Source organism: Idiomarina seosinensis, from assembly GCF_044797955.1.
GTDB classification, from domain to species: domain Bacteria; phylum Pseudomonadota; class Gammaproteobacteria; order Enterobacterales; family Alteromonadaceae; genus Idiomarina; species Idiomarina seosinensis_A.
The window spans coordinates 1,180,681-1,201,361 of sequence record NZ_CP085211.1 but is presented as its reverse complement, the minus strand read 5'-3'; the positions used below and the strand labels follow the sequence as shown (position 1 = coordinate 1,201,361).

General features: G+C 49.0%; 21 protein-coding genes. 13 read left to right on the top strand and 8 right to left on the bottom strand.

The window, feature by feature from the left end:
• Positions 1-17: 17 nt before the first annotated feature.
• A complete protein-coding gene (gene pyk, locus LG288_RS05720) occupies positions 18-1,448 on the top strand; it encodes a pyruvate kinase (protein ID WP_404402906.1) in 1,431 nt (476 codons plus the stop codon).
• Here pyk and LG288_RS05715 read toward each other — a convergent pair.
• Genes LG288_RS05715 through LG288_RS05700 form a run of 4 tightly spaced genes read right to left on the bottom strand, consistent with a single transcriptional unit; the run spans position 1,432 to position 4,912 of the window.
• Positions 1,432-2,280, bottom strand: a complete 849-nt coding sequence (locus LG288_RS05715) for a DUF6279 family lipoprotein (protein ID WP_404402904.1) — start codon at positions 2,278-2,280, stop codon at positions 1,432-1,434. The genes pyk and LG288_RS05715 overlap by 17 nt on opposite strands.
• Entirely contained in the window at positions 2,277-3,107 is an 831-nt protein-coding gene (locus LG288_RS05710; RefSeq protein ID WP_404402902.1) for a LytR/AlgR family response regulator transcription factor, read from the bottom strand. Before LG288_RS05710 ends, LG288_RS05715 begins: the two co-directional genes overlap by 4 nt.
• Positions 3,104-4,195, bottom strand: a complete 1,092-nt coding sequence (locus tag LG288_RS05705; protein ID WP_404402900.1) for a sensor histidine kinase — start codon at positions 4,193-4,195, stop codon at positions 3,104-3,106. The genes LG288_RS05710 and LG288_RS05705 overlap by 4 nt, the downstream gene beginning before the upstream one ends.
• A gap of 18 nt (positions 4,196-4,213) precedes the next feature.
• A complete protein-coding gene (locus LG288_RS05700) occupies positions 4,214-4,912 on the bottom strand; it encodes a flagellar brake domain-containing protein (protein WP_404402898.1) in 699 nt (232 codons plus the stop codon).
• Between the two features lie 27 nt (positions 4,913-4,939).
• On the opposite strand from LG288_RS05700, the gene LG288_RS05695 reads away from it, so the two are divergent.
• On the top strand, positions 4,940-6,766 hold the full coding sequence (locus tag LG288_RS05695) for a M61 family metallopeptidase (RefSeq protein ID WP_404402896.1): 1,827 nt from the start codon (positions 4,940-4,942) through the stop codon (positions 6,764-6,766).
• On the opposite strand, the gene LG288_RS05690 is transcribed toward LG288_RS05695, so the two are convergent.
• The 3 genes from LG288_RS05690 to LG288_RS05680 are packed head-to-tail and all read right to left on the bottom strand — an operon-like array spanning position 6,767 to position 9,156.
• On the bottom strand, positions 6,767-7,585 hold the full coding sequence (locus tag LG288_RS05690; RefSeq protein WP_404402894.1) for a M23 family metallopeptidase: 819 nt from the start codon (positions 7,583-7,585) through the stop codon (positions 6,767-6,769).
• Entirely contained in the window at positions 7,578-8,462 is an 885-nt protein-coding gene (locus LG288_RS05685) for a 6-carboxytetrahydropterin synthase (protein WP_404402892.1), read from the bottom strand. The genes LG288_RS05690 and LG288_RS05685 overlap by 8 nt, the downstream gene beginning before the upstream one ends.
• A gap of 55 nt (positions 8,463-8,517) precedes the next feature.
• A complete protein-coding gene (locus tag LG288_RS05680) occupies positions 8,518-9,156 on the bottom strand; it encodes a LysE family translocator (protein ID WP_404402890.1) in 639 nt (212 codons plus the stop codon).
• A gap of 85 nt (positions 9,157-9,241) precedes the next feature.
• Between LG288_RS05680 and LG288_RS05675 the strand changes: the two genes are divergently transcribed.
• The 11 genes from LG288_RS05675 to LG288_RS05625 all read left to right on the top strand — a co-directional run bounded on the left by LG288_RS05675 (position 9,242) and on the right by LG288_RS05625 (position 20,128).
• Positions 9,242-10,132 (top strand): LysR family transcriptional regulator, encoded by an 891-nt coding sequence (locus LG288_RS05675; RefSeq protein ID WP_404402888.1) that lies wholly within the window; start codon positions 9,242-9,244, stop codon positions 10,130-10,132.
• Positions 10,133-10,138: 6 nt separating this feature from the next.
• A complete protein-coding gene (gene alkB / locus LG288_RS05670; protein ID WP_404402886.1) occupies positions 10,139-10,777 on the top strand; it encodes a DNA oxidative demethylase AlkB in 639 nt (212 codons plus the stop codon).
• Between the two features lie 118 nt (positions 10,778-10,895).
• The gene (gene dkgB / locus LG288_RS05665; protein ID WP_404402884.1) at positions 10,896-11,687 is read left to right on the top strand and encodes a 2,5-didehydrogluconate reductase DkgB; all 792 of its coding nucleotides are present in this window, start codon (positions 10,896-10,898) and stop codon (positions 11,685-11,687) included.
• A 9-nt stretch (positions 11,688-11,696) separates the two neighbouring features.
• Positions 11,697-13,418 (top strand): YdbH domain-containing protein, encoded by a 1,722-nt coding sequence (locus LG288_RS05660; protein ID WP_404402882.1) that lies wholly within the window; start codon positions 11,697-11,699, stop codon positions 13,416-13,418.
• A gap of 18 nt (positions 13,419-13,436) precedes the next feature.
• Positions 13,437-13,622: a YnbE family lipoprotein gene (locus tag LG288_RS05655; protein WP_404402880.1), complete on the top strand. Its 186-nt coding sequence runs from the start codon at positions 13,437-13,439 to the stop codon at positions 13,620-13,622.
• Between the two features lie 10 nt (positions 13,623-13,632).
• A complete protein-coding gene (locus tag LG288_RS05650) occupies positions 13,633-13,986 on the top strand; it encodes a YdbL family protein (protein ID WP_404402878.1) in 354 nt (117 codons plus the stop codon).
• Between the two features lie 67 nt (positions 13,987-14,053).
• The gene (locus LG288_RS05645) at positions 14,054-15,799 is read left to right on the top strand and encodes an EAL domain-containing protein (RefSeq protein ID WP_404402876.1); all 1,746 of its coding nucleotides are present in this window, start codon (positions 14,054-14,056) and stop codon (positions 15,797-15,799) included.
• Positions 15,800-15,875: 76 nt separating this feature from the next.
• Entirely contained in the window at positions 15,876-16,400 is a 525-nt protein-coding gene (locus LG288_RS05640; RefSeq protein WP_404402874.1) for an acyloxyacyl hydrolase, read from the top strand.
• 137 nt (positions 16,401-16,537) lie between these two features.
• A complete protein-coding gene (locus LG288_RS05635; RefSeq protein ID WP_404402872.1) occupies positions 16,538-17,212 on the top strand; it encodes an FAD-binding oxidoreductase in 675 nt (224 codons plus the stop codon).
• Between the two features lie 28 nt (positions 17,213-17,240).
• Positions 17,241-18,032, top strand: a complete 792-nt coding sequence (gene dkgB / locus LG288_RS05630; RefSeq protein ID WP_404402870.1) for a 2,5-didehydrogluconate reductase DkgB — start codon at positions 17,241-17,243, stop codon at positions 18,030-18,032.
• A gap of 185 nt (positions 18,033-18,217) precedes the next feature.
• Complete coding sequence (locus LG288_RS05625) at positions 18,218-20,128, top strand: methyl-accepting chemotaxis protein (protein WP_404402868.1); 1,911 nt, start codon at positions 18,218-18,220, stop codon at positions 20,126-20,128.
• Here LG288_RS05625 and eda read toward each other — a convergent pair.
• Positions 20,125-20,676, bottom strand: a complete 552-nt coding sequence (gene eda / locus LG288_RS05620) for a bifunctional 4-hydroxy-2-oxoglutarate aldolase/2-dehydro-3-deoxy-phosphogluconate aldolase (protein WP_404402866.1) — start codon at positions 20,674-20,676, stop codon at positions 20,125-20,127. The genes LG288_RS05625 and eda overlap by 4 nt on opposite strands.
• Positions 20,677-20,681: the final 5 nt, after the last annotated feature.

Genomic DNA, 20,681 nt, shown 5'->3' with positions numbered 1-20,681 from the left:
TTTTAGTGGAGTATTGCATGCTGCGCCGTACCAAAATTGTCACCACCCTGGGCCCTGCTACCGACAAACCCGAGGTACTTGAAAACCTCATTCTTGCCGGAGCTAATGTTGTGCGCCTTAACTTTTCTCACGGCAAGGCAGATGACCAAAAACAGCGAGCCCGGCAGGTACGGGAAATAGCGCAGCGACTTAATGCCCATGTTGCTATTTTAGGCGACCTGCAGGGGCCAAAAATTCGTATAGCCCGCTTCGTCGACGATAAAGTGCTGTTGCAGCCTGGTCAAGCTTTTACGCTGGACGCTGAATTTGATGCTGACAGTGGCGATGAAAACCGCGTTGGTCTGGATTACAAAGAATTGCCCCAGGATGTTGAGCCTGGCGATATTCTGCTGCTTGATGACGGACGAGTTCGCCTGCAGGTCACAGAAATTAACGGCAGTGCAGTACACACAAAGGTGGTTATCGCCGGTCCTCTTTCAAATAATAAGGGCATTAACCGTTTAGGTGGTGGCCTGTCGGCTAAGGCGCTGACTGAAAAAGACCTCGACGATATAAAAACCGCGGCTGAAATTGGCGTGGATTATTTAGCGGTTTCTTTCCCACGCAGTGGTGAAGATCTTAACCAGGCCCGGCAGTTGCTGCGTCAGGCAGGCGGTAAAGGCGTTATCTGTGCAAAAATTGAACGCGCCGAGGCGGTTGCCAGCAATGCGGCTTTAGATGATGTTATCCGTGCCTCCGATGCGGTTATGGTGGCGCGCGGTGACCTTGGTGTTGAGATCGGGGATGCGCAACTTGTCGGTAAACAAAAGCTTATTATCTCCCGCGCCCGGCAGATGAATAAGGTGGTCATTACTGCGACTCAGATGATGGAGTCGATGATCGAAAGCCCCATGCCCACCCGGGCTGAGGTAATGGACGTGGCCAACGCGGTGCTCGATGGTACTGATGCCGTCATGTTGTCCGCCGAAACAGCGGCCGGAAAGTACCCCATCGAGACCGTTAAAGCCATGGCGGAAATTTGCTTAGGGGCAGAAACGCATCCCAGCGTGCAGTTAAAACACGATGATCTGGAAGAAAGTTTTTCCAGTATCTCCGAGGCCGCAGCAATGTCCGCCATGTACGCGGCAACACACCTGACCGGGGTTAAAGCCATTATTGCCCTGACGGAGTCGGGTTTTACAGCCAAACTAATGTCACGCATTAACTCACACTTACCGATTTTTTCTTTATCGCGGCATCCCGACAGCCGCAACAAGTGTGCTTTGTACCGTGGCGTTTACCCGGTTGATTTTGACTCGACCGACAGTCAGCAGCCTATTCTCGATGGCGTTGAACTGATTAAATCACTGGGCCATGTAAAAAGCGGTGATTTGGTTATTCTGACCCACGGCGATGTAATGGAAACCATCGGTTCCAGTAATACCTGTAAAGTTATTGAAGTTCGTTAAAGTACTCAATCAGGTCACTGAGTAGCTGTTCGTATTCATCGGCCTTTTCGACCAGCACCTCGCGTTGCTGTTCTGTGAGGCTGAGATACAGTTGCCAGAGGTAGTCCTGACGTATGCTTCGGCGTACGTCATTGTATTGCCGATGTTGTTCGCTCATCAGTGCCCGCGGCTCAATAATCAGCTGCCGCAGGCGTTCTGAGGGTATCGGCTGTTGCAGCAGCACTTCGCCAAAAGCGTCGTTCCAGCGCTGCCGGTAAGCAAGCCAGTGACTGCCTTCGGGCCGATCCTGAACCCACTGACGAATAATATTTTGCTGTTCTTCAGTAATACTGCCGGTCCATTGTTCAAGCCGTTCTTCGCGCCGACTTTCACGTTCTAATTGTTCAACAATTGCGTTTTTTTCGTCATCCCGTTGTTCCTGCCGGCGCTCTGCTAACTGCTCATTTAAATTGTCCAGTAATTGGCGCCGCTGGCCTACTGTTAGCTGGCTAAGTAAATCGGCTTCGCTGGCCAGACGCTGCTGTACATTGCCCCAGTAATCCCACAGCTGCTGTTCGAATTGGGCAATGTGATGTTGTTCAAACTGCTGGGTTACTATCAATTCACGAAGTTTAGTCAGCGACCGGCGGTACTTGGGTAATTCCTCTTGTGCGTGCCAGAGATGCAGCTCATCGATCACCGATGACACCTGTTGCTGTTGTTTATCGTCCAGCTCGACATAGTCATCAAGCCGCCACTCGATCAATGTATCGGCAAAGCGGTAACCAAATTGTGCGGTGCAGCCTGCCACCAACAGTGACAAACCAAGAGCAAAAACGCTCAGTCGTTTCATGAGTTCAGGATAAGTTGTTTGATACGGTCTTTATAGCTACGGCTGACTTTAAGTTTTTGACCATTACGTAAAATAATATGGTACTCGCCGTTGTGACGGGTACATAATTTTTCGACTTGCTCGACATTAACAATAGCGGAACGATGGACCCGTTGAAAGTGGTTTGGATTGAGTTCCTGCTCCAGCTCTTTCATGGTCCGTCTTAAAATAAAAGTTTCACCGCCAGCGTGTATGCACATATAATCACCCGCCGCATCCACCCACTCGATGCTGTTAACCGCAACGCGGGTAATTTCACCGCTGTCTTTTATGGCAATATGTTCGGGGTAGCGGTTAAGCTCAGCAATATCACTCCCTTCTGCCAATTTCCTCAAAATTGCTTCGCTGTCATGACCAGTTACTTCAGATACAAGACTGACAAGCTTTTGTTGGGCGAGTTTGACACTGGCAGGCTGCAGTTCTTGTTTAACGCGATCCAGAGTGGCCCGTAAGCGCTCCTCGTCAACAGGTTTCAGCAAGTAATCCAGCGCCCTGACCTCAAAGGCACGAATAGCGTACTGATCAAAGGCAGTAACAAACACAATTGCCGGTAACTGTGTCAGGTGCTTTTGTAGCTCTCGCAATAGCTCAAAACCATTTAAGCCGGGCATCTGAATGTCGATAAATACCACATCGGGTTTTAGTTCGCGGATTTCTTCAAGTGCTGCCCGACTGCTGCCGTTTTCTCCTATCAATTCAACATCATCAAACGGCTTAAGGCGCAGCGCCAGTCCTTTGCGTGCCAGCATCTCATCATCGACGATATAGGCTGTTAAAGTTGACTTCATTTTGTCTCCAGCGTTTGATAGGGCAAAGTAATTTCAACGCACAGGCCCTGAGGTTCATTTCGTTTCATTCGCAGCTCGAACTGTTTGCCGTACAGTGACGCTAAACGGTCCTGGGTGTTTTGCAGACCAACGCCATTGCCGCTTAAAAGCTGCTGCGGCTCGGCAGGAGCGTCGGGGCCGTTATCGCATAAACTGATTAGCAGTTGTTGCTCTTCAACCGACGCCCGCAGTGTTAATACGCCAACATCTTCGACCCTGGCAATCGCGTATTTAATGGCATTCTCGATTAATGGCTGTAACAACAAGCTGGGTACCAGCGCCTTTTTTGCCTGATCTGATACATCCAGCTGAATTTCAAGCCGCTCGTCAAAACGCACTTTCTCAATATCCAGATATAAAGCAACCGCTTCGATTTCTTTTTCCAGGGGAATCGTTTTTATCGGGTCATTGTCCAGTGAAAACCGTAAAAAATGACTGAGCTTATTGACCATGCGGTTAGCTACATCATTCTCACGAACCATAATGAGCGTTGATATGGCGTTAAGGCTATTAAACAAAAAATGCGGATTCAGCTGGTATCGCAACATTTTCAGCTGCGCCTGATGAGCTCTCGAGGAAGCCATTAAGGCTTTTTGCTTTTCGCTTTGTAGCATCTGGTAGTATTTGATACCAAAATACAAACCGCTCCAGCTGAGAATAATGTAAAATTTTGCCAGGTTGTTTTTAAAGTAAAAGAAGGGACTGTCGGGGCGAAACCCAAATTTATACACTTCCCAGTAGGTGGCGTTGTCGATAACCGCCCAGACCGAAGCAACCACGTAGGATGACAGGATAACCACCAACATTAGCCAGGCGGGGTGTAGCTCCCAAATTCGCTGGTACAAATAACGTAGAGGAATGGTCAGCAAAAAGCCGGCGTAGGCACCCAGCAACAGCACGACAAAATAAATGCCGCGCATTTCGTGCATTAAAGAGCCAATGTAGTTGACCAGCGCATAACCGGCCCAACCCGCGGTTTGTAGTAACCAAAAAGAACGGTTGCGGTGTTCAAATAAAGAAGCCGACACCGCGCGATTTATAAAGCCCATTATGACCGTTCCTTTGCGTTATTCACCTGAACGGGATAAAGCATTAATATCGACCAGACTGCCTGAAAATAATGAGTTGATGGCTTCTTGCTGATTGCGGTTAAATTGCAGCCCCAGCTCGCAGTGGTCAGGCTTGCTCTTTATCTGACGGACAATACAGCCAATAGTGACCTCACCATTGTTTTTTTGATCAGCCGTAACCTGAACTCGCTGGCCACTTTCCCAACTGCCTTTTTCAAGTTCGCCGGCATCGTTAGTAACAAAGTGTTGTTTAACCCGGCAACCTGTCTCCGAAACATCGAGGATAACCCCATCAGCAGTTAAGTTAATGTCGTTGTTATCATCAAATCGTTCAATTTTACAGGGTAGATAGGCGTCAAAACGCCGGCCCTGGCGGATCACACGGCTTTCTAAATTAGTTGGCCAGTCAAGGAACAGCATTTTCGTAGGGTGTGCGACGACAAAGTCGATATCAGTCCGAAAAGCACAAATTTCGCCGTTTTCATTTTCCAGCACGAAGCGCACGATAAGCGGTACGCCCTCATGCAAATGTTCCCTTAATTCCCCGTAGCGCTTAGCCTCCGGCATGGCAACAATAAACCAGCGGTTTTTGACAGCACCGACGAATTCGGTCTGAAAGCGCGCCGGAACATTCAAACCGGATACTTGAATTTCAATGCGCTGAGCAACCGTCAGTTGCTGAATCTTAGTGCTCATTAAGTCCTCATATTAGGCTTAATACCTATGCTACTATCTTTACCTGAACGCAATGCATGTCAAGAAAAGGAGTCGATATTGCTTTATTATCACATTAGCCCGGACGATCTTAACGGACATTTGTTGAGTGTTTCAATAGAAATTGACCGACCTGAGTCCGGACAGCAGACACTCTGGCTGCCAAGTTGGATACCGGGCAGTTACCTGATCCGAGACTTTAGCAAACATATAATCAACTTAACAGCAGAACGTAACGAACAGCCTCTGGCGGTAACACAAACCAGCAAAAGCCAGTGGCAGGTTCAAACTGGCGATAGTAAGCAGCCCATTGTGGTTCGTTACCAGGTTTATGCCTGGGATTTATCCGTACGTTCGGCATATCTCGACCAGCAACAAGGTTTTTTTAATAACACCAGTACCTGTCTGGCCGTCGCCGGGCAGGAAAAAGATGCTGTCGAATTAACCGTGTCGCCCCCCGCGGCCGCCAGTCACTGGAAGCTGGCAACCGGCATGCCCCGAGTGTCTGGTCACGCCTATGAATTCGGTCGCTTTAGCGCTGACAATTATGATGCGTTAATCGACTACCCTTTTTTAATGGGCGATTTAACAGTTAAAGAGTTCATTGCCCATGGCATCAAGCATGCGCTGGTTTTGAGTGGCCGGCATTATGCCGACACCTCGCGCATTACCGCAGATTTGGCACGGATTTGTGAGCACCAAATCAATTTGTTTGAAGAGGCGCCCTTCTCCTCCTATACGTTTTTAACGATGGTGGTCGGCGAAGGTTTTGGTGGTCTGGAGCATCGCAATTCAACGGCTTTACTGTGCAGCCGAAAAAGTCTCATCAGCGCCCAGCAGAACAGCATGGACGACGACTATCAGACGTTTCTCAGCTTATGCAGCCATGAGTACTTTCACAGCTGGAATGTCAAAACTCTAAAACCCAAAGCCTTTTTGCCTTATCAGCTGGACAAAGAGAGCTATACCGAGCAGCTCTGGTTTTATGAGGGCATGACCTCTTATTTCGATGATTACCTGTTGCATGCCGCCGGAATAATCGATGCCAAACGTTATCTAACGTCTCTTGGTGATACTCTGGCCCGGGTCGAGCGCGGCACCGGACAACGATTGCAAAGCGTAACCGAGTCAAGCTTTCTGGCCTGGACCAAGTTTTACCAGCAAAACGAAAACGCCGGCAACAGCATTGTCAGTTACTATGCAAAAGGCGCCTTAATCGCCTTATGTCTGGATCTGACTGTGCGCCTGCAAAGCGATCACCAGTTGACCCTGGCGCACATTATGCGCGATCTCTGGCATAAGCTCGGAAAAACTCAGGCGGGAACCAGCGATGATACCTTTGCTGAGTTCTTTAACAGCTATCCCGGCATTGATGTCAGTGAACTGCTGGAAAATGCTTTGTATGGCCGGGATTCCCTGCCAGTAGTTGAATTATTAGAAAATTTCGGTGTTAAAGTGCGCCCGGTGGCGCCTAAAAATGATAACAGCAGTAGCGGTAAAGCCGTAGAGCAACCAGCTAAGGTAACCCTAGGAGCCCGTTATCAGCCCGAACCTGACGGCCTGAAAGTACTGGCAGTTTATCATAATGAAAGCGCTTATCAGGCGGGCATAGCGGCTGGTGATCGGATCATCGCAATCGACCATTTGCTGGCAAGTGCCAGCACTATTGATGACTTACTCAGACGTTTTACCCCGGGCGACCGGGTCTGTGTTCACGTGTTTCGTCGCGATGAGCTGCTGCCCTTAACCTTAACTTTTTCGGCGCCGGCTAAGAGCAGCTATCCGTTAACCATCAGTCAGCCGGAACATCTGAACGGCTGGCTCAGGCACGACTAGTTATTCATACAGCGTGGGTAACAGCGCCGGGTCGAGGCGCTCGTTACCCCAGTTAACACGCCAGTCAAGATGGGGGCCAGTGGCACGGCCGGTAGCACCGATTTTGCCAATCATCTGGCCCTGCTCAATAACATCACCCACCTGCACGTCAACAGAGCTTAAATGCAGATAAGTGGTATTAACCCGGTAGCCATGATCAATAATAATGGTACCGCCGGAGTAAAACAGGTCCGGCTCAGCCAGAGTGACCACACCCGCCCACGGCGCTTTAACCGGAGTCCCCGTCGGTGCCGCAATATCTTCGCCATAATGGGGGTTGCGCGGCTCGCCGTTTAAGATCCGTTGTGACCCATAATAACCACTGATGCGCCCCTCAGCCGGCTTAACCAGCGTGGTTAAAAAGTCCTCCCGGGCAGACTGCTGCTGCCGTGCCAACCAGACTTTTTCTGCTTCTTTACGGGTGCGTTTAACCTGCTCGGGGTCCGGGGTTACGGTACGTTGAGGTACACCGTCTACGCGTTCAATCCGATAGTCCCGCTCAGTTAAAACAAGGTTTTCCTGACGTTGCTGATCATCAAGCTTAACGGTCAACTGCTGGTTCAGATCGGCTTTACGGGCAAAGCCAACAACAAAGTAGCCGGTTTCGGTTAACTCAATTGACTGGCCATTTAGTTCGACACTGGCCTCCGGGTCTGTTTTACCCAGCAGTAAAGCACCCTGCGTCCGTTCGCCTTTTAAGGTTAACGGAACTTCGTCAAAAGCCGCTCCAGCCAGTGGCATACCAGCCGCCAGCAGCAGCACAAAAATGTTCTTAAGCATACGCAATGGCCCCTTTGCCAACACCTTCAAAAGCTTTTACCTGAACGCTTTGCTGAGGCCGCTCCTGTTTTATAGTATCAGCCAGATACTGCGCAATACATTCAACTGTTGAGTCGGTTTCAATGACATAATTCTCTGCTTTAGGTACCGCCAGCTCAAATAATCCCTGATCGGCCGTATAACTATAACCGACATGTGTAGCGGCTGTGGCTGCCTGCTTTGCTCCGGCAGAGCGACTGAGCTGCGTAACCGCCATTTGATCTTCTGTCGAACCCAGGTAAATATCACGCCAGCATTCAGACCACTGCTTTTCCAGCACCGGTTGGCGGATATTGTCCAAAAATATCTGCAGCTTCGAGCGGTGACCGTGTGCAATACGCTGACAGTTACCATCGTGCTTTTTCAGGCCATGAGTGTAGTGATAATAAAATCCATCAATCACTTCTGGCCGCAGCGCTAATTTAAGCCCCGCCACGTTACCAGGCAACTCGCGCTTTATAACCGCCCGCAGGTAATCGGTTACGGTCATCTCATCCACTTGATCAGCCTCGATATAGGCAAAGGCATCGGCCGGACAAAAGAGATGAATGGATTTGCCATTAGGACGCATAAAATCAACCCAGTGGCTGTTATCATCCTGGCTGTGCTTAACCTGAGTGTAAGGGTGTTCGGTTGGAACTACCAGCTTGTGATCAACCGAGTCATCGATAATTCGTTTAATTTGTTTTTTAACCCGGCCGAAGTCCAACACCATGGACTGTTCGTTGAGGGCGCCATCCAGCACGATATCGACAATCCAGCTTTCACCGACAATGCCGCGCTGTGGGCACAGGTAAGAACAATCAATTACGGTCAGATCATTTACAAATAATTGCATTTACACTTTCTGCCTACACCTGAGTAAAATTTATTGGTACAACTAACTTCTTTAATTATACCACTAACTGCAACCACTCCCATAGCAAACTCAGCGCTAAAAGGATCAAAATTGCCCCCATCAGCCGGTCGACCCAGTGACTGTAAGGCCAGATCTTTTTAAATACCCGCGGATGAGTTAACAGCCAGGTTAAAAACACAAACCAGACGCCCGTAGCAATGGTCAGATAAACGCCATAGCCCAGTTTAATTACAAAGGGCGTCGCCGGATTGATAACCGTGGTAAACAATGTCAGGAAAAACAAGGTGGCTTTAACGTTCAGACCGTTGGTTAAAAACCCCACCGTAAAGGCTTTACGGCGTTTAGGCAGCTCCACCTGTCCCGCGACAGCAGCGACCTCAGTGCGGGGTTTAGCCGTTATGGCACCGATGCCGATATAGCCCAGATATAAGGCGCCTATCATCAGCAAGGTTAAGTATACCCACTGATTCTGGTGGATAATTACTGCCACTCCAATGAGTGAATAGGCCACATGCAGGGTAATGCCTGCGGCAATACCCAGCGCAACCCAATAGCCGACTTTGCGGCCGAAACTTAAGGCATAGCGCGACACCACGGCAAAGTCCGGGCCGGGACTGGCAACTGCCAGCAAGTGTACCAGCGCTATAGTAAAAAATTCTCCCCAATACGACAAAGCTTGCTACTCCGTTAAACTTGCTTTACTTTTAGTTAATCCTGATTGCGTTAAATAGCAACCAAAAATTATTCAAGGATCGCTCATGGCGAAAAAGCCTGCCCCCTCACTGAATGCTTTACGCGTATTTGACGTAGCCGCCCGCAGTCCAAGTTTTAAGCAGGCGGCACAACAGCTGGGCGTAACCCAGGCAGCCGTTACAAGGCAAATTCAGACGCTGGAAAAACAACTGGATATGAGCTTGTTTCAACGCGACAATCGTGTGCACTGCCTGACCCCTGCCGGGCTGGAACTGGCGCCGCAGTTAGAAGTCATTTTCCGCCAGCTTGACCAGACATTAGAGCGCGCCAGGCATTTAAATGATAATAGCATGACCAGCTTAACCATCGCTATTGCTTCGGTGCGACTGCGCTTTTGGCTTACTCAACAACTCGATGACTTTCAGTCACTGTATCCGCACGTACAGTTAAACTTTGTTCGTTGTGATGAATTTCTTTCGGCGGCCTCGGCTGCGGAGCTAAGCTCCAGGCTGCAACATGACGGCATCGACCTGGCTATTGCAGCCGGCACCATCAATGATAAACATATCAGCGAGCAGCGCTTAGCGCCGGTGCAGTTAGTACCCTGTTCAGTTGGCATCGATAATGAGGAATTAGTCTGGCAGACACCATGGCTAGTCGACCGCGATAGCCCTAATCATTTGGCTTATCAAAAACAGTACCAACCGCAATTTAAAAGCACTAAACTCATTCATTGTAATGACAGCCAAATTGCGCTGGAATTAATTCAGAGCCAGGCCCGGGTTACTCTGGTTGACGCCAGTTATTGTCGCGCCGATAATTTCCCCGCGCTGCACCCATGGGACAATTTAAATCTGGTGACTAAGCCGGAGCTGAAATTATTTTATCGCAAGCGCCGCCAGCAATCGGTAGCACTGGTAGCGTTTATCAAGTGGTTACAAATGATAACAAAGTAGTCTTTAATGCAGGAAGATCTCTTCAGTCCGCAACATGAACCGCAGCAATTCAGCCCCTGTGGTTATTACCTGCCCGGTTTTATCGGCTCGGCGGCGGTCGCTCTGCTCGATGAAATCCGTGACTGTATCCGCCAGGCCCCTTTGCGTCACTTTACCACTCCGGGCGGCAGGTCAATGTCGGTATTAAGCAGTAACTGTGGTAGCCGGGGCTGGGTTAGTGACCGGCAGGGCTATCGTTACCAGTCTGTTGACCCCCTTACGGATGCTCCCTGGCCAGCGATGCCCATAAGTGTTGTGAAAAAAGCACAGCAGGCTGCCAGGCTATGCGGTTTTGACGGTTTTAACCCAGATGCCTGTCTGATTAATGTGTACCGGCCCGGCAATGCGATGGGATTGCACCAGGATAAAGATGAGAGCGACTTTTCCCAGCCTATTGTGTCCTTTTCTTTCGGTCTGCCGGTAACATTTTTATGGGGCGGCGAAAAACGTGCCGATAAAGCAACGCAAATTACTTTATCCCATGGCGACGCTCTGGTATGGGGCGGTGTTGACCGTTTGCGTTTTCACGGGGTAAAGAAGCTGGCCAAGGCCCGCCATCCCCTGACCGGAGAGGTGCGGGTTAACCTCACTTTACGCAAAGCTTAGCTTTGGCCGCGCGGCATAACCCCGCCTTGCCGCATTTCACCTCCGTGACTATAGTTGCATTAGCGAAGCAGCCAACGGATAAAAAGACCGTTAATCGAGTTACAAAGGAGGTCTTGTTATGATCCCGAATTTTGGAATGGGAACTTTTCGTTTAAGCGGCAGTAGTCTGACCGAGCTTGTCGAACAGGCCCTGGAAATTGGTTATCAGCACATTGATACCGCCCAGGCTTATGAGAACGAAGCCGATGTCGGCAAAGCCCTTAGCCGCTCAGCCGACAGAAAAATCTTTATCACTACCAAGGTATGGCACGAAAAGCTCGCCTATCAGGATGTGCTGGACAGCCTGCGCGAGAGTTGCGACCGATTACAACGCGACACCCTGGATTTAGCCTTAATTCACTGGCCGTCGCCCAACCAGGAGGTGCCGTTACAGGAAACGCTCGACGCCTTAACCGAAGCGCGGGAACGCGGACTCATCAGAAACTTTGGCTTATCGAATTTTACCATCAAACTAATGAAACAGGCGCTTCAACATGTGGGGGCAGAAAATATTCTGACCAACCAAATAGAGGTTCATCCTTTTATGCAAAACAGCAAAGTGACTAAGGCCTGTGCTGATCTGGGTGTTAAGGTAACCGCCTATTTACCGCTGGCGAAAGGCGCTGTGGTTGAAAATAAAACCCTGCAGCGTATTGCGGAAGAACACAATGCCAGCCCGGCGCAGGTAGCCATTGCCTGGGAGCTGCGCAAAGGCTTTATTTCTATCCCCTCGACCACCAAAGAGTCACATTTAAAAGACAATTTTGAGGCGCAGAAGCTTAAGCTAAGCGAGGAAGATATGGCCGAAATTAAGGAGCTGGACGAAAATGACCGCATCATCGACCCCAGCTTTGCACCTGACTGGGATTGACGTTAACGATTGAAACTCCGCAAACTAGCACAATTTTTAGCATGGAGTGGCAGCGCATTATTCAGCCTGGTGCTGAGTGCCCTGCTGCTTGGACTCATCGCTTATCTATGGCTTAATCAGCAGCTAAGCCACTATGGCATCAGCCAGTGGCAGCTATCATTGGCCGAACTCTCGTCCCGACAGCTAGTTATCAAAAAGCTATCGCTGACAATAAATTCAGCCACGGGACCAACCACCGACAACAATAACAACCAAAATGAACAGTCGGTATTTTTACAAGATATTCTTAGCCTGGAGCTGCCTGCCTTTCTGCCCGACCAGATTAGTGTCAACGAGTTAAGGATAAACGGCTCACGGGTGTCTGACGTTTTTATCCACGACTCTGTGCAGGCGAGCCTCGACTTAACTCGTCAGCAACAGAACTTTAACTTACAGATAACTACCCCCCATCCAACCGATACCCATCTTCAGGTTAATCGGGAGAGTCAAAACTGGCAGGTAACATTTACCCGGGGCGGCATTCGATTAAACGGCCAGCTGAATGCCGGAAATGGCAACATACAGGCAACGCTGGACTATCCTTTGAATACCGAACAACTGGCGGTTTATTTGCCGATTGACACCGATGCGTTGTCCTTTAAACAATTACACTGTAGCGCTGAGATCAGCGGTAAACTAGTGGCCAAAGCGCCGCTGACCAAGCCCTGGCAAGCGGTAGAGTCATTCTCAGGAGTTCTGACGGTGGACAATAGCCTGCAGATTAAGCACCAAAGCCGCTTCAATCAAACTGGCTTGCACTCCCAGTTGTTGCTGCAGCCGTTTAACTGGCAGAGACACTCTAAGCTAGCGGAGCTGCTACGGACACTTTATCCGCAACTGGTTATTCAGCAGGGACAAGTCGAAGCCGACCTTACTTTAGACTATGCCTGGACATCAGGTGACTGGCACATCGATGACGCAAGGGTAAAGCTCACTCAGGCTGACTGGGTTTACGATACCTGGTCAGCAACACAGCATGATGCTACAGCGCATTTTAGCGCCACGACAACTCACCTCAGTGTTCAGCACCTGCAGCAAAAACTGGGCAGCCTGCAGCAGGGCTTTGTCATCGGCCCGCTTCAGGCAAATATGGCCCTCGAGCTACCCTTAGCAGAGCAGGACAACTGGCAGCTGGATTTGCAGCAACATACAATCGAGGCTTTTGGTGGCACCATCGAGGTACCTAACCAAACCTATCGGTTTAACCGTGACTTTGATTTACCCCTGGTATTTGAACGCCTGTCTTTAGGCGAACTATTGCGCCAGTATCCCAGCGACAATGTCGCTATCAACGGCAAAGTATCCGGCACCCTGCCGCTGGCGTGGCGCAACAACCAGCTAACTCTTAAAAACGGGTATTTAAACGCTCTTGCCCCCGGCGGGCACGTAGCCGTTGACTCTTCAGCTCTAACATCAATGGCTGGAGAAAATCCCAGCCTTAGAACCCTGGCTGCGGTGCTGGAAAATTTTACGTATCGCACTTTATCCAGCGAAATCAACTATGATGATAACGGTAAGCTGAACCTGCAATTACAATTAAATGGCTTTAACCCCGACGTTGAACAAGGGCGGCCGGTTGAGTTTAATTTAACGCTGCAGGAGGATTTACCGGCGCTAATCAAAGGCCTGCAGCTAACCAATAGTGTTAATGAAATTGTCCGCGAGCGGATCCAGGAAAATTTAAATCGATGACCTAAGTCAGAGGACCCTATGAAATATATTGGCTTTTTATTTATCGTACTTACTGGCTTAGCCGCCTGCACCCCAACCGTGCAGGTAGCTGCACCAAAAGAGCCGATTACAATTAATTTAAACGTTAAAATCGAGCATGAAATTTACGTCAAGGTAGATAAAGCACTCGACAACGTGATTTCTGAATCCAGCGACTTATTTTAAGGAGTCCCCAATGAAACAACTGCTAATCGCTGTGTTTGTTGCCTGCCTCACTGTAACCTCAGTCAGTGCCAGCGCCCAGCAACTGTCATTGCAAGAAGCTAAAAACCAGCTGAGTAATGCGAAAGACCAGGGCTTAGTCGGCGAAAAGCCGGATGGGTATCTGGGCGCTGTTAAAGACACTGAAACGGCCAGCCAGATTGCTAAGCAAATTAACGAAGCGCGGCGCAAAGAATACATCCGCATTGCCGAAGAGAACGATATTGCCGTTGCTGACGTAGAACTATTAGCCGGCAAGCGCGCAATTGAGCAAACAAAATCAGGCCACTACATTAAAGTTGACGGTAAGTGGCGTAAAAAGCCGTAGTTGCTGTCTTTTTTATAGCGGCCTAAAGATGGTGTAAACTAGGGAGTCAGTTGATAGAGGACACTGAATGCAAAAGGATTATGAGAGTAAGCGCCTGGCTGCATTACGCCAGCTTAATTTGCTGGATACTCCACCCAGTGAGAGCTTTGACCGGATTACCCGGCTGGCCAGCAAGTTGTTTGACCTGCCTATCGCGGCAGTTTCCTTAAGTGATGAAGACAGGCAGTGGTTTAAATCGCGGGTTGGTGTTGAACATCGGGAGATCCCCCGTTTTAAAGCCTGTTGCGGTGAAGTATCAGACACCTCAGGGTTTGTCGTTGTACCCGACCTGCTCGAGTCAACAATGTATCAAAACAGTGGGTTAGCTGAATCCGGCATACGCTTTTATGCGGGAGCACCGTTAACCACTCAGGAAGGCTATACCCTGGGGGCTATGTGTGTTTTAGGACACGAGCCACGTCAAATCACCGATGATGAACGAGCTTTATTGAGTGACATGGCCGCCATGGTGATGGATCAAATTGAGCTGCAACACGCCTTTGGACGTCTGGATCCGATAACTGGCCTGCCAAATCGTAATCAGTTTATCGAAGACATCGATGACTTGCGCAAAGACGAAGGTCAAGGGCTATGGTACGCCCTGCATATCGATTTGTTTGACGAAAGCCAGATACGCTCACTGCAAAGAGTGGTCGGACTGCCCAGTCTGGATAATATGGCTCATGACGTTGGCAGGCACCTGAAAAGTAATCTTGCCCATGGTGATTGGCTGTATTATATCGGTGGCTGTGAGTACCTGTACCTGGTTAGGAATGATGATACACACATTGACCAAATAGGTAGTAACATCTGGCGGTTAGTTAAGGATGTAGTAGTCAGCGAGTCCTTATCATTGCTGCACACACCGGTGGTTGGCATCGCGCCCTTTGACTTAAGTAATGCTAACGGTGCTGATATTATCCGTACCGTACATAGCGCCAGTCAGGACGCCCGCTTAAAAGGCGAGCCAGTAATACTCTACTCGCAGCAGCTGGACAATGAGCATCGCCGGCGTTTTACCATATTGCACGATTTTCGCAAAGCACTGGAAAAACCCGGAGAGCTCTATCTGCAGTTTCAGCCGCGCCTGAACCTAAGCTCCGGAAAGTGTCAATCTGTTGAAGCGCTGCTGCGCTGGCAACACCCTGAATTGGGTGAAATTTCACCTGCTGAATTTGTGCCATTAATCGAAAATACCTCATTGGTTCGCGAACTTACTGGCTGGGTTCTGCAGCATTGCATTGAACAGATAAAAAGTTGGCAAGAGCAAGGCCATGAATTGCAGGTTGCGATGAATGTTTCCGGCAATAATCTGGACGAAGCCGGCTTTGCTCAGCACATTTTATCCGCTCTACATGAGGCCGACGTTAGAACTCACTGGCTGGAGCTGGAACTAACGGAAAGCGCCATTGTTAGCCATAGTAAACAGGCTATGGCACAGTTAACAACATTGGCCGATGCGGGCGTATCGATTGCTATCGACGATTTTGGCACCGGTTACAACTCGCTGACCTACCTACATGATATACCGGCCCACGTGGTTAAAATTGATCGAGCGTTTGTTTTCGATATAGAAAAAAGTCATCGCAATCAAGCCATCGTCAATGCCATGATCGGTATGGCTCAACGCCTGGGTTACCGGGTCGTCGCCGAAGGTGTAGAAAATAAAGCCAGTTGCGACTATCTGCGCGAACTTGGCTGCGATGAAATTCAGGGCTATTGGTACAGCCGCCCAACCAGCGCTGACAAATGCAGTACCCTGACACAAACCTGATTAAAACAACCAGCTTTACATACACCAATGAATGTATATAATGCTCTGCTTTTAGGTTAAGTGTCAGGAGTACTTAATGAAAAAAGTCGTGTTTTCCACCTTTCTGGTTCTGGGCTCTGTACCAGCAACACTCAGCGCCGCAGAAATTCATTTTGCCGGTGCCTATTCAGCCGATCAGCTTCGTGGTGCCCGCCTTAGCTTGCGCAGCGATAGCTTCGCCCCCGAGTGGCTTAACTGGGCCGCCTCTCCGACTCTCGCGTTTGAAGGCGGCTTAAATCATTGGCAAAACAGCAATGATACCGCAGATAATATTACCGCGTTCAGTGTGTCCCCTATCCTTAGCTGGCAATTAACACAATCCAGTCGCCCGCTTTTTTTTGAAGCCGGAATCGGCGTTACCTACCTGGATAATACCCGAATTGGTGATCGAAACTTATCAACTCACTGGCATTTTGAAGATCGTTTGGGCTTAGCCTGGCAATACAATGCCGAATCAAAAGCACGGGTGTCCCTAGCCTACACTCACCACTCTAACGCAGATATCGAAAAGCCCAACGATGGTCTGGACTTTTTCTCTCTGACATGGGTTTTACCCTTTTAAAAAACGCCGCTAGTGGCGGACTATCAGGCCGCAAGTCGCCTGAATAATCTCACAAACTGTAAAAACCAGCGATCTTTGACTATGTTTATCAGGAGAATATCGCTGGATAATCACCAACAGATACTGTGAGGTAGATCATGAGCCATACCATAAAAATTCAGGACATTTCTGACGTTACCCATGACGTTAAACGGATACGACTGGAAAAGCCCGCCGGATATAGCTTTACCCCAGGTCAGGCTACCGAAGTATCTGTGGACCGTGACGGCTGGCGCGATGAAAAGCGGCCCTTTACGTTCACCTGTCTAAGCAGCGATCCGTATTTAGAATTTATCATCAAGATCTACCCGGATCACGACGGTGTTACAGAGCAAATCGGGCAGCTTTCTGTCGGTGATTCTTTTATTATTGATGAGCCCTGGGGCACCATAGAGTATAAAAACGAAGGCGTTTTCCTGGCCGGTGGCGCTGGTGTCACGCCCTTTATCGCGATTTTACGAGATCTGCATAACAAAGGAAAAATTGGCAACAACAAATTGATTTTTTCCAATAAAACCGAACAGGACATCATTCTAAAAGACGAGTTCCAGCGTATGCTGGGCAGTCAGTTTATAAACGTGATAACACGCGAAAAACCCTCTGGCGATCATATTTTCTTAGACGACGAAATCGACAAAGAGTTTTTGAAATCGCAAATCGAGGATTTCAGCCAGGCATTCTACGTCTGTGGCCCCGATGAATTTAACGACAAGATGATGGAAGCACTGAAACAACTGGGTGCCGACCCGGACGCATTAGTTTTTGAGGAATAAACCTAAATAGTCAGAACAAGGAGGCAATATGATACCGAATTTTGGCATGGGAACCTTTCGTCTTAAAGGCCCAACGCTCACTGAGCTCATTACCGAAGCTGTTGAAACGGGTTATAAACACATTGATACGGCACAAGCCTACGAAAACGAGGCGGATGTCGGCAAAGGCCTGGCACAATCCAACAGCGATGATGTGTTTGTCACTACTAAAGTGTGGTTTGACCGCTTTAAGCATCAACAGGTACTGGATAGCCTTCAGCAAAGCGCCGACAAATTACAGCGCAACTGCATCGATATGGCCCTCATCCACTGGCCCTCGCCTAACAACGAAGTGCCGATGGAAGAAACACTGGATGCCCTTATGCAAGCCCGTGAACAGGGCTTAATTAAACACTTTGGCGTATCCAACTTCACTATTGACCTAATGGAGCGCGCTATCCAGCATGTGGGTGCCGAAAACATTGCGACCAATCAAATTGAAGTCCACCCCTTTATGCAAAACCGTAAAGTCACTGAAGCCTGTGAAGATAAAGGAATTAAGGTAACTGCCTATCTACCCCTTGCCAAAGGTAAGGTAGTAGAAAACAGCACACTCAGGGGTATCGCGCTAGAGCATGATGCGACGCCTGCGCAAATCGCCCTTGCCTGGGAGATGCAAAAAGGCTTTATTACCATCCCGTCCACAACCAACACGGACCATTTACGCAGTAATTTTAAAGCGCAAAAGGTCCAGCTGACAGAACAGGATATGCTGGATATTGCCGCACTTGACCAAAACGAGCGGATCATTGATCCAGATTTTGCGCCCGACTGGGACTAACCGAACCACGATGAATAAAAGGGAGCCGTATAGGCTCCCTTTTTTTTAGCACGGCTACCCCTCAACCGTTGTTGACAGCCTAAGGGTAAGTACTCAGGGATTAATGGTCCAGCTGAGTGATTATCACTATATTTTTTTTAAAATTGAGCGATAATCGTTTACAACGTTAAATGGCCGGGGGCCGTATGTTCAGAAATATAAACATTGGATTAAGATTAGCCATTGGCTTTGGCGCAGTTGTGACCATTATTATTGTTGTTATGTCGGTGTTTTATTTGGTTAATTCCAGCTCGGTCATGCGCGAAGCTGAACAACGAGAGCTTCAAAACTTGTTTGAAGCCGCCCGCTCGCAAATTGATACACGTGCCCGCTTTGCTGAAAGCATGAGCGCTATCGTTGCCTTAAACCCGGAAACCGGTAATCGCTTCGCCCAAGGCGACCGCAAGCGGTTAATTGAGACTTATGGCGAGATGTTCCAGACGCTTAAAAAAAATTACGGTGTTGCTCAATTTCAGTTTCATACTCCGCCGGCAACATCATTTCTTCGACTCCACAATAGGCAGAAATACGGCGATGACTTGACCACTTTAAGACCCACTATTGTAGCCGTCAATAAAACGAAAGAGCCAGTTCGGGGCTTAGATGGTGGCGTTGCAGGTATCGGCATCCGAGGACTATACCCAATAAGTCAAAGAGGCCAGCACCTCGGTTCAGTAGAATTTGGACTAAATCTGGGGGATGCTTTTGCCAACTTATTTACACAAGACTACGGGGCTAAACTTGCTATTCATGGTGTAAACGGAAGTAATACAAGCATTCTTGCGACTACCATAGCTGGCGAAACTATAGTCAGTGATGAGGAGGTATTAGATGCCTGGCAGGGTCAGCCGGGTATCGAGCGCAGCGACCTCAACGGTACTCCCTATGCGATTTATACACGCTCTATTAAAGACTTTAGTGGTACCCCAATTGCTGTTCTGGAAATCGCGATGAACCGCCAATATTACGCCGATAGTATGGCCGCAACACGCAACTTCGTGGTGGTTTTAGCTATTATCGGGATTGCGGTAGCCCTGCTGGTTTCTGCCTGGTTAGCCAAAAGTATCGTCCGCCCCTTACGAACTACGGTTAAAAACCTGAATGACATCGCCGAAGGCGAAGGCGATTTAACACAACGGCTGGATACCAGCGGCTCTGACGAACTAAGCGACCTGGCAGAGAGTTATAACAAGTTTGTCAGTAAAGTCCAACAGATAGTCAAGGAGGTTGCCGACGCTGCTATGCAAATGGCAACTGCGACCGACGAGCTCAATGCTATTTCTGTAGAAACACGCAAAGGCGTCAGAACACAACGTGACGAACTCAATCAGGTTGCAACCGCTGTTAACGAAATGTCGGCCTCCATTCAGGAAATAGCCAACAACACTCATAGCGCTGCCACTAGTGCCGAAGAAACCAGCGACACCGCTAGTGCCGGTAAAGAGACTGTTGGCTCTTGTGTGCAAAAAATAAATCAACTTGCTAAAGAGGTCGAGCAAGCCGCAGCCGGCATGGCAGAGCTTGAGAACAACAGCGGCGCTATTGCCAGTGTGCTTGAAGTTATTCGCAACATCGCCGACCAAACCAATCTACTAGCACTTAATGCCGCTATTGAGTCAGCCCGCGCGGGTGAAGCTGGGCGCGGCTTCGCAGTTGTTGCCGATGAAGTCCGAACGCTGGCACAAAAAACCCAGACCTCAACTGTTGAGATAGAAAAAATTATCGATAGCATTATCAACAGCACCCAGGGCCTGGTAAAAGTAATGCAGGGCAATCAAACGAAATCCTCAGAAGCGGTAAGCGAGGGAGACAATACTATTGTCGCTTTAGAGCAGATCATGACGTCGGTAGCATCGATAAAGGATATGAATACGCAAGTAGCTACCGCCGTGGAAGAACAGTCTTCGGTGGCGGAAGAAATCAATGAAAGCGTGACCCGCATTAATGATATCGCAGAGAGCAGTGACCACTCTGTTGAACAGATAGTGGTAGCCAGTAATCAACTGTCAGAAACTGCAAACACGCTACGTAGCCTGGTAAGTCGTTTTAAAGTTTAGATAATCCAGCTGCCGCCAACACAACTGACATTCGGCAAAGCAAGATAATCTTTATAATTGGATTCGTTAATGCCGCCAGTGGGGCAAAACTTTACCCCCGCGAGCGGCGCATCGATTGACTTTAATAACTTAACTCCACCAATAGCAGCGGCCGGGAACAGCTTAAACTCGTTATAGCCATATTCGATACCCTGCATTACCTCAGATACAGTGGCAACCCCGGGAATCAAAGGGATATCAGCTTCACGGCCCGCTTTTAACAAGTCAGGTGTGGCTCCGGGACTGATCGCAAACTGCGCGCCAACGGTGGTAACCAGCTGCAAGTCTTTTTTATTAAGTACTGTACCGGCGCCAATTAAAGCATTGGGCAACTGACGGCGCAGCTCTTCAATGGCATGAACCGCTGCGCTAGTGCGCAAAGTGACTTCAAGAACCTCATAGCCTTGCTTATAAAGTACCCTTCCTAAGCTTACGGCGCTATCAATATCGGTTACCGTCATTACCGGAATAATTGTGGCCCGTGCAAAAATATCATGTGCTGTCATCATGGTTC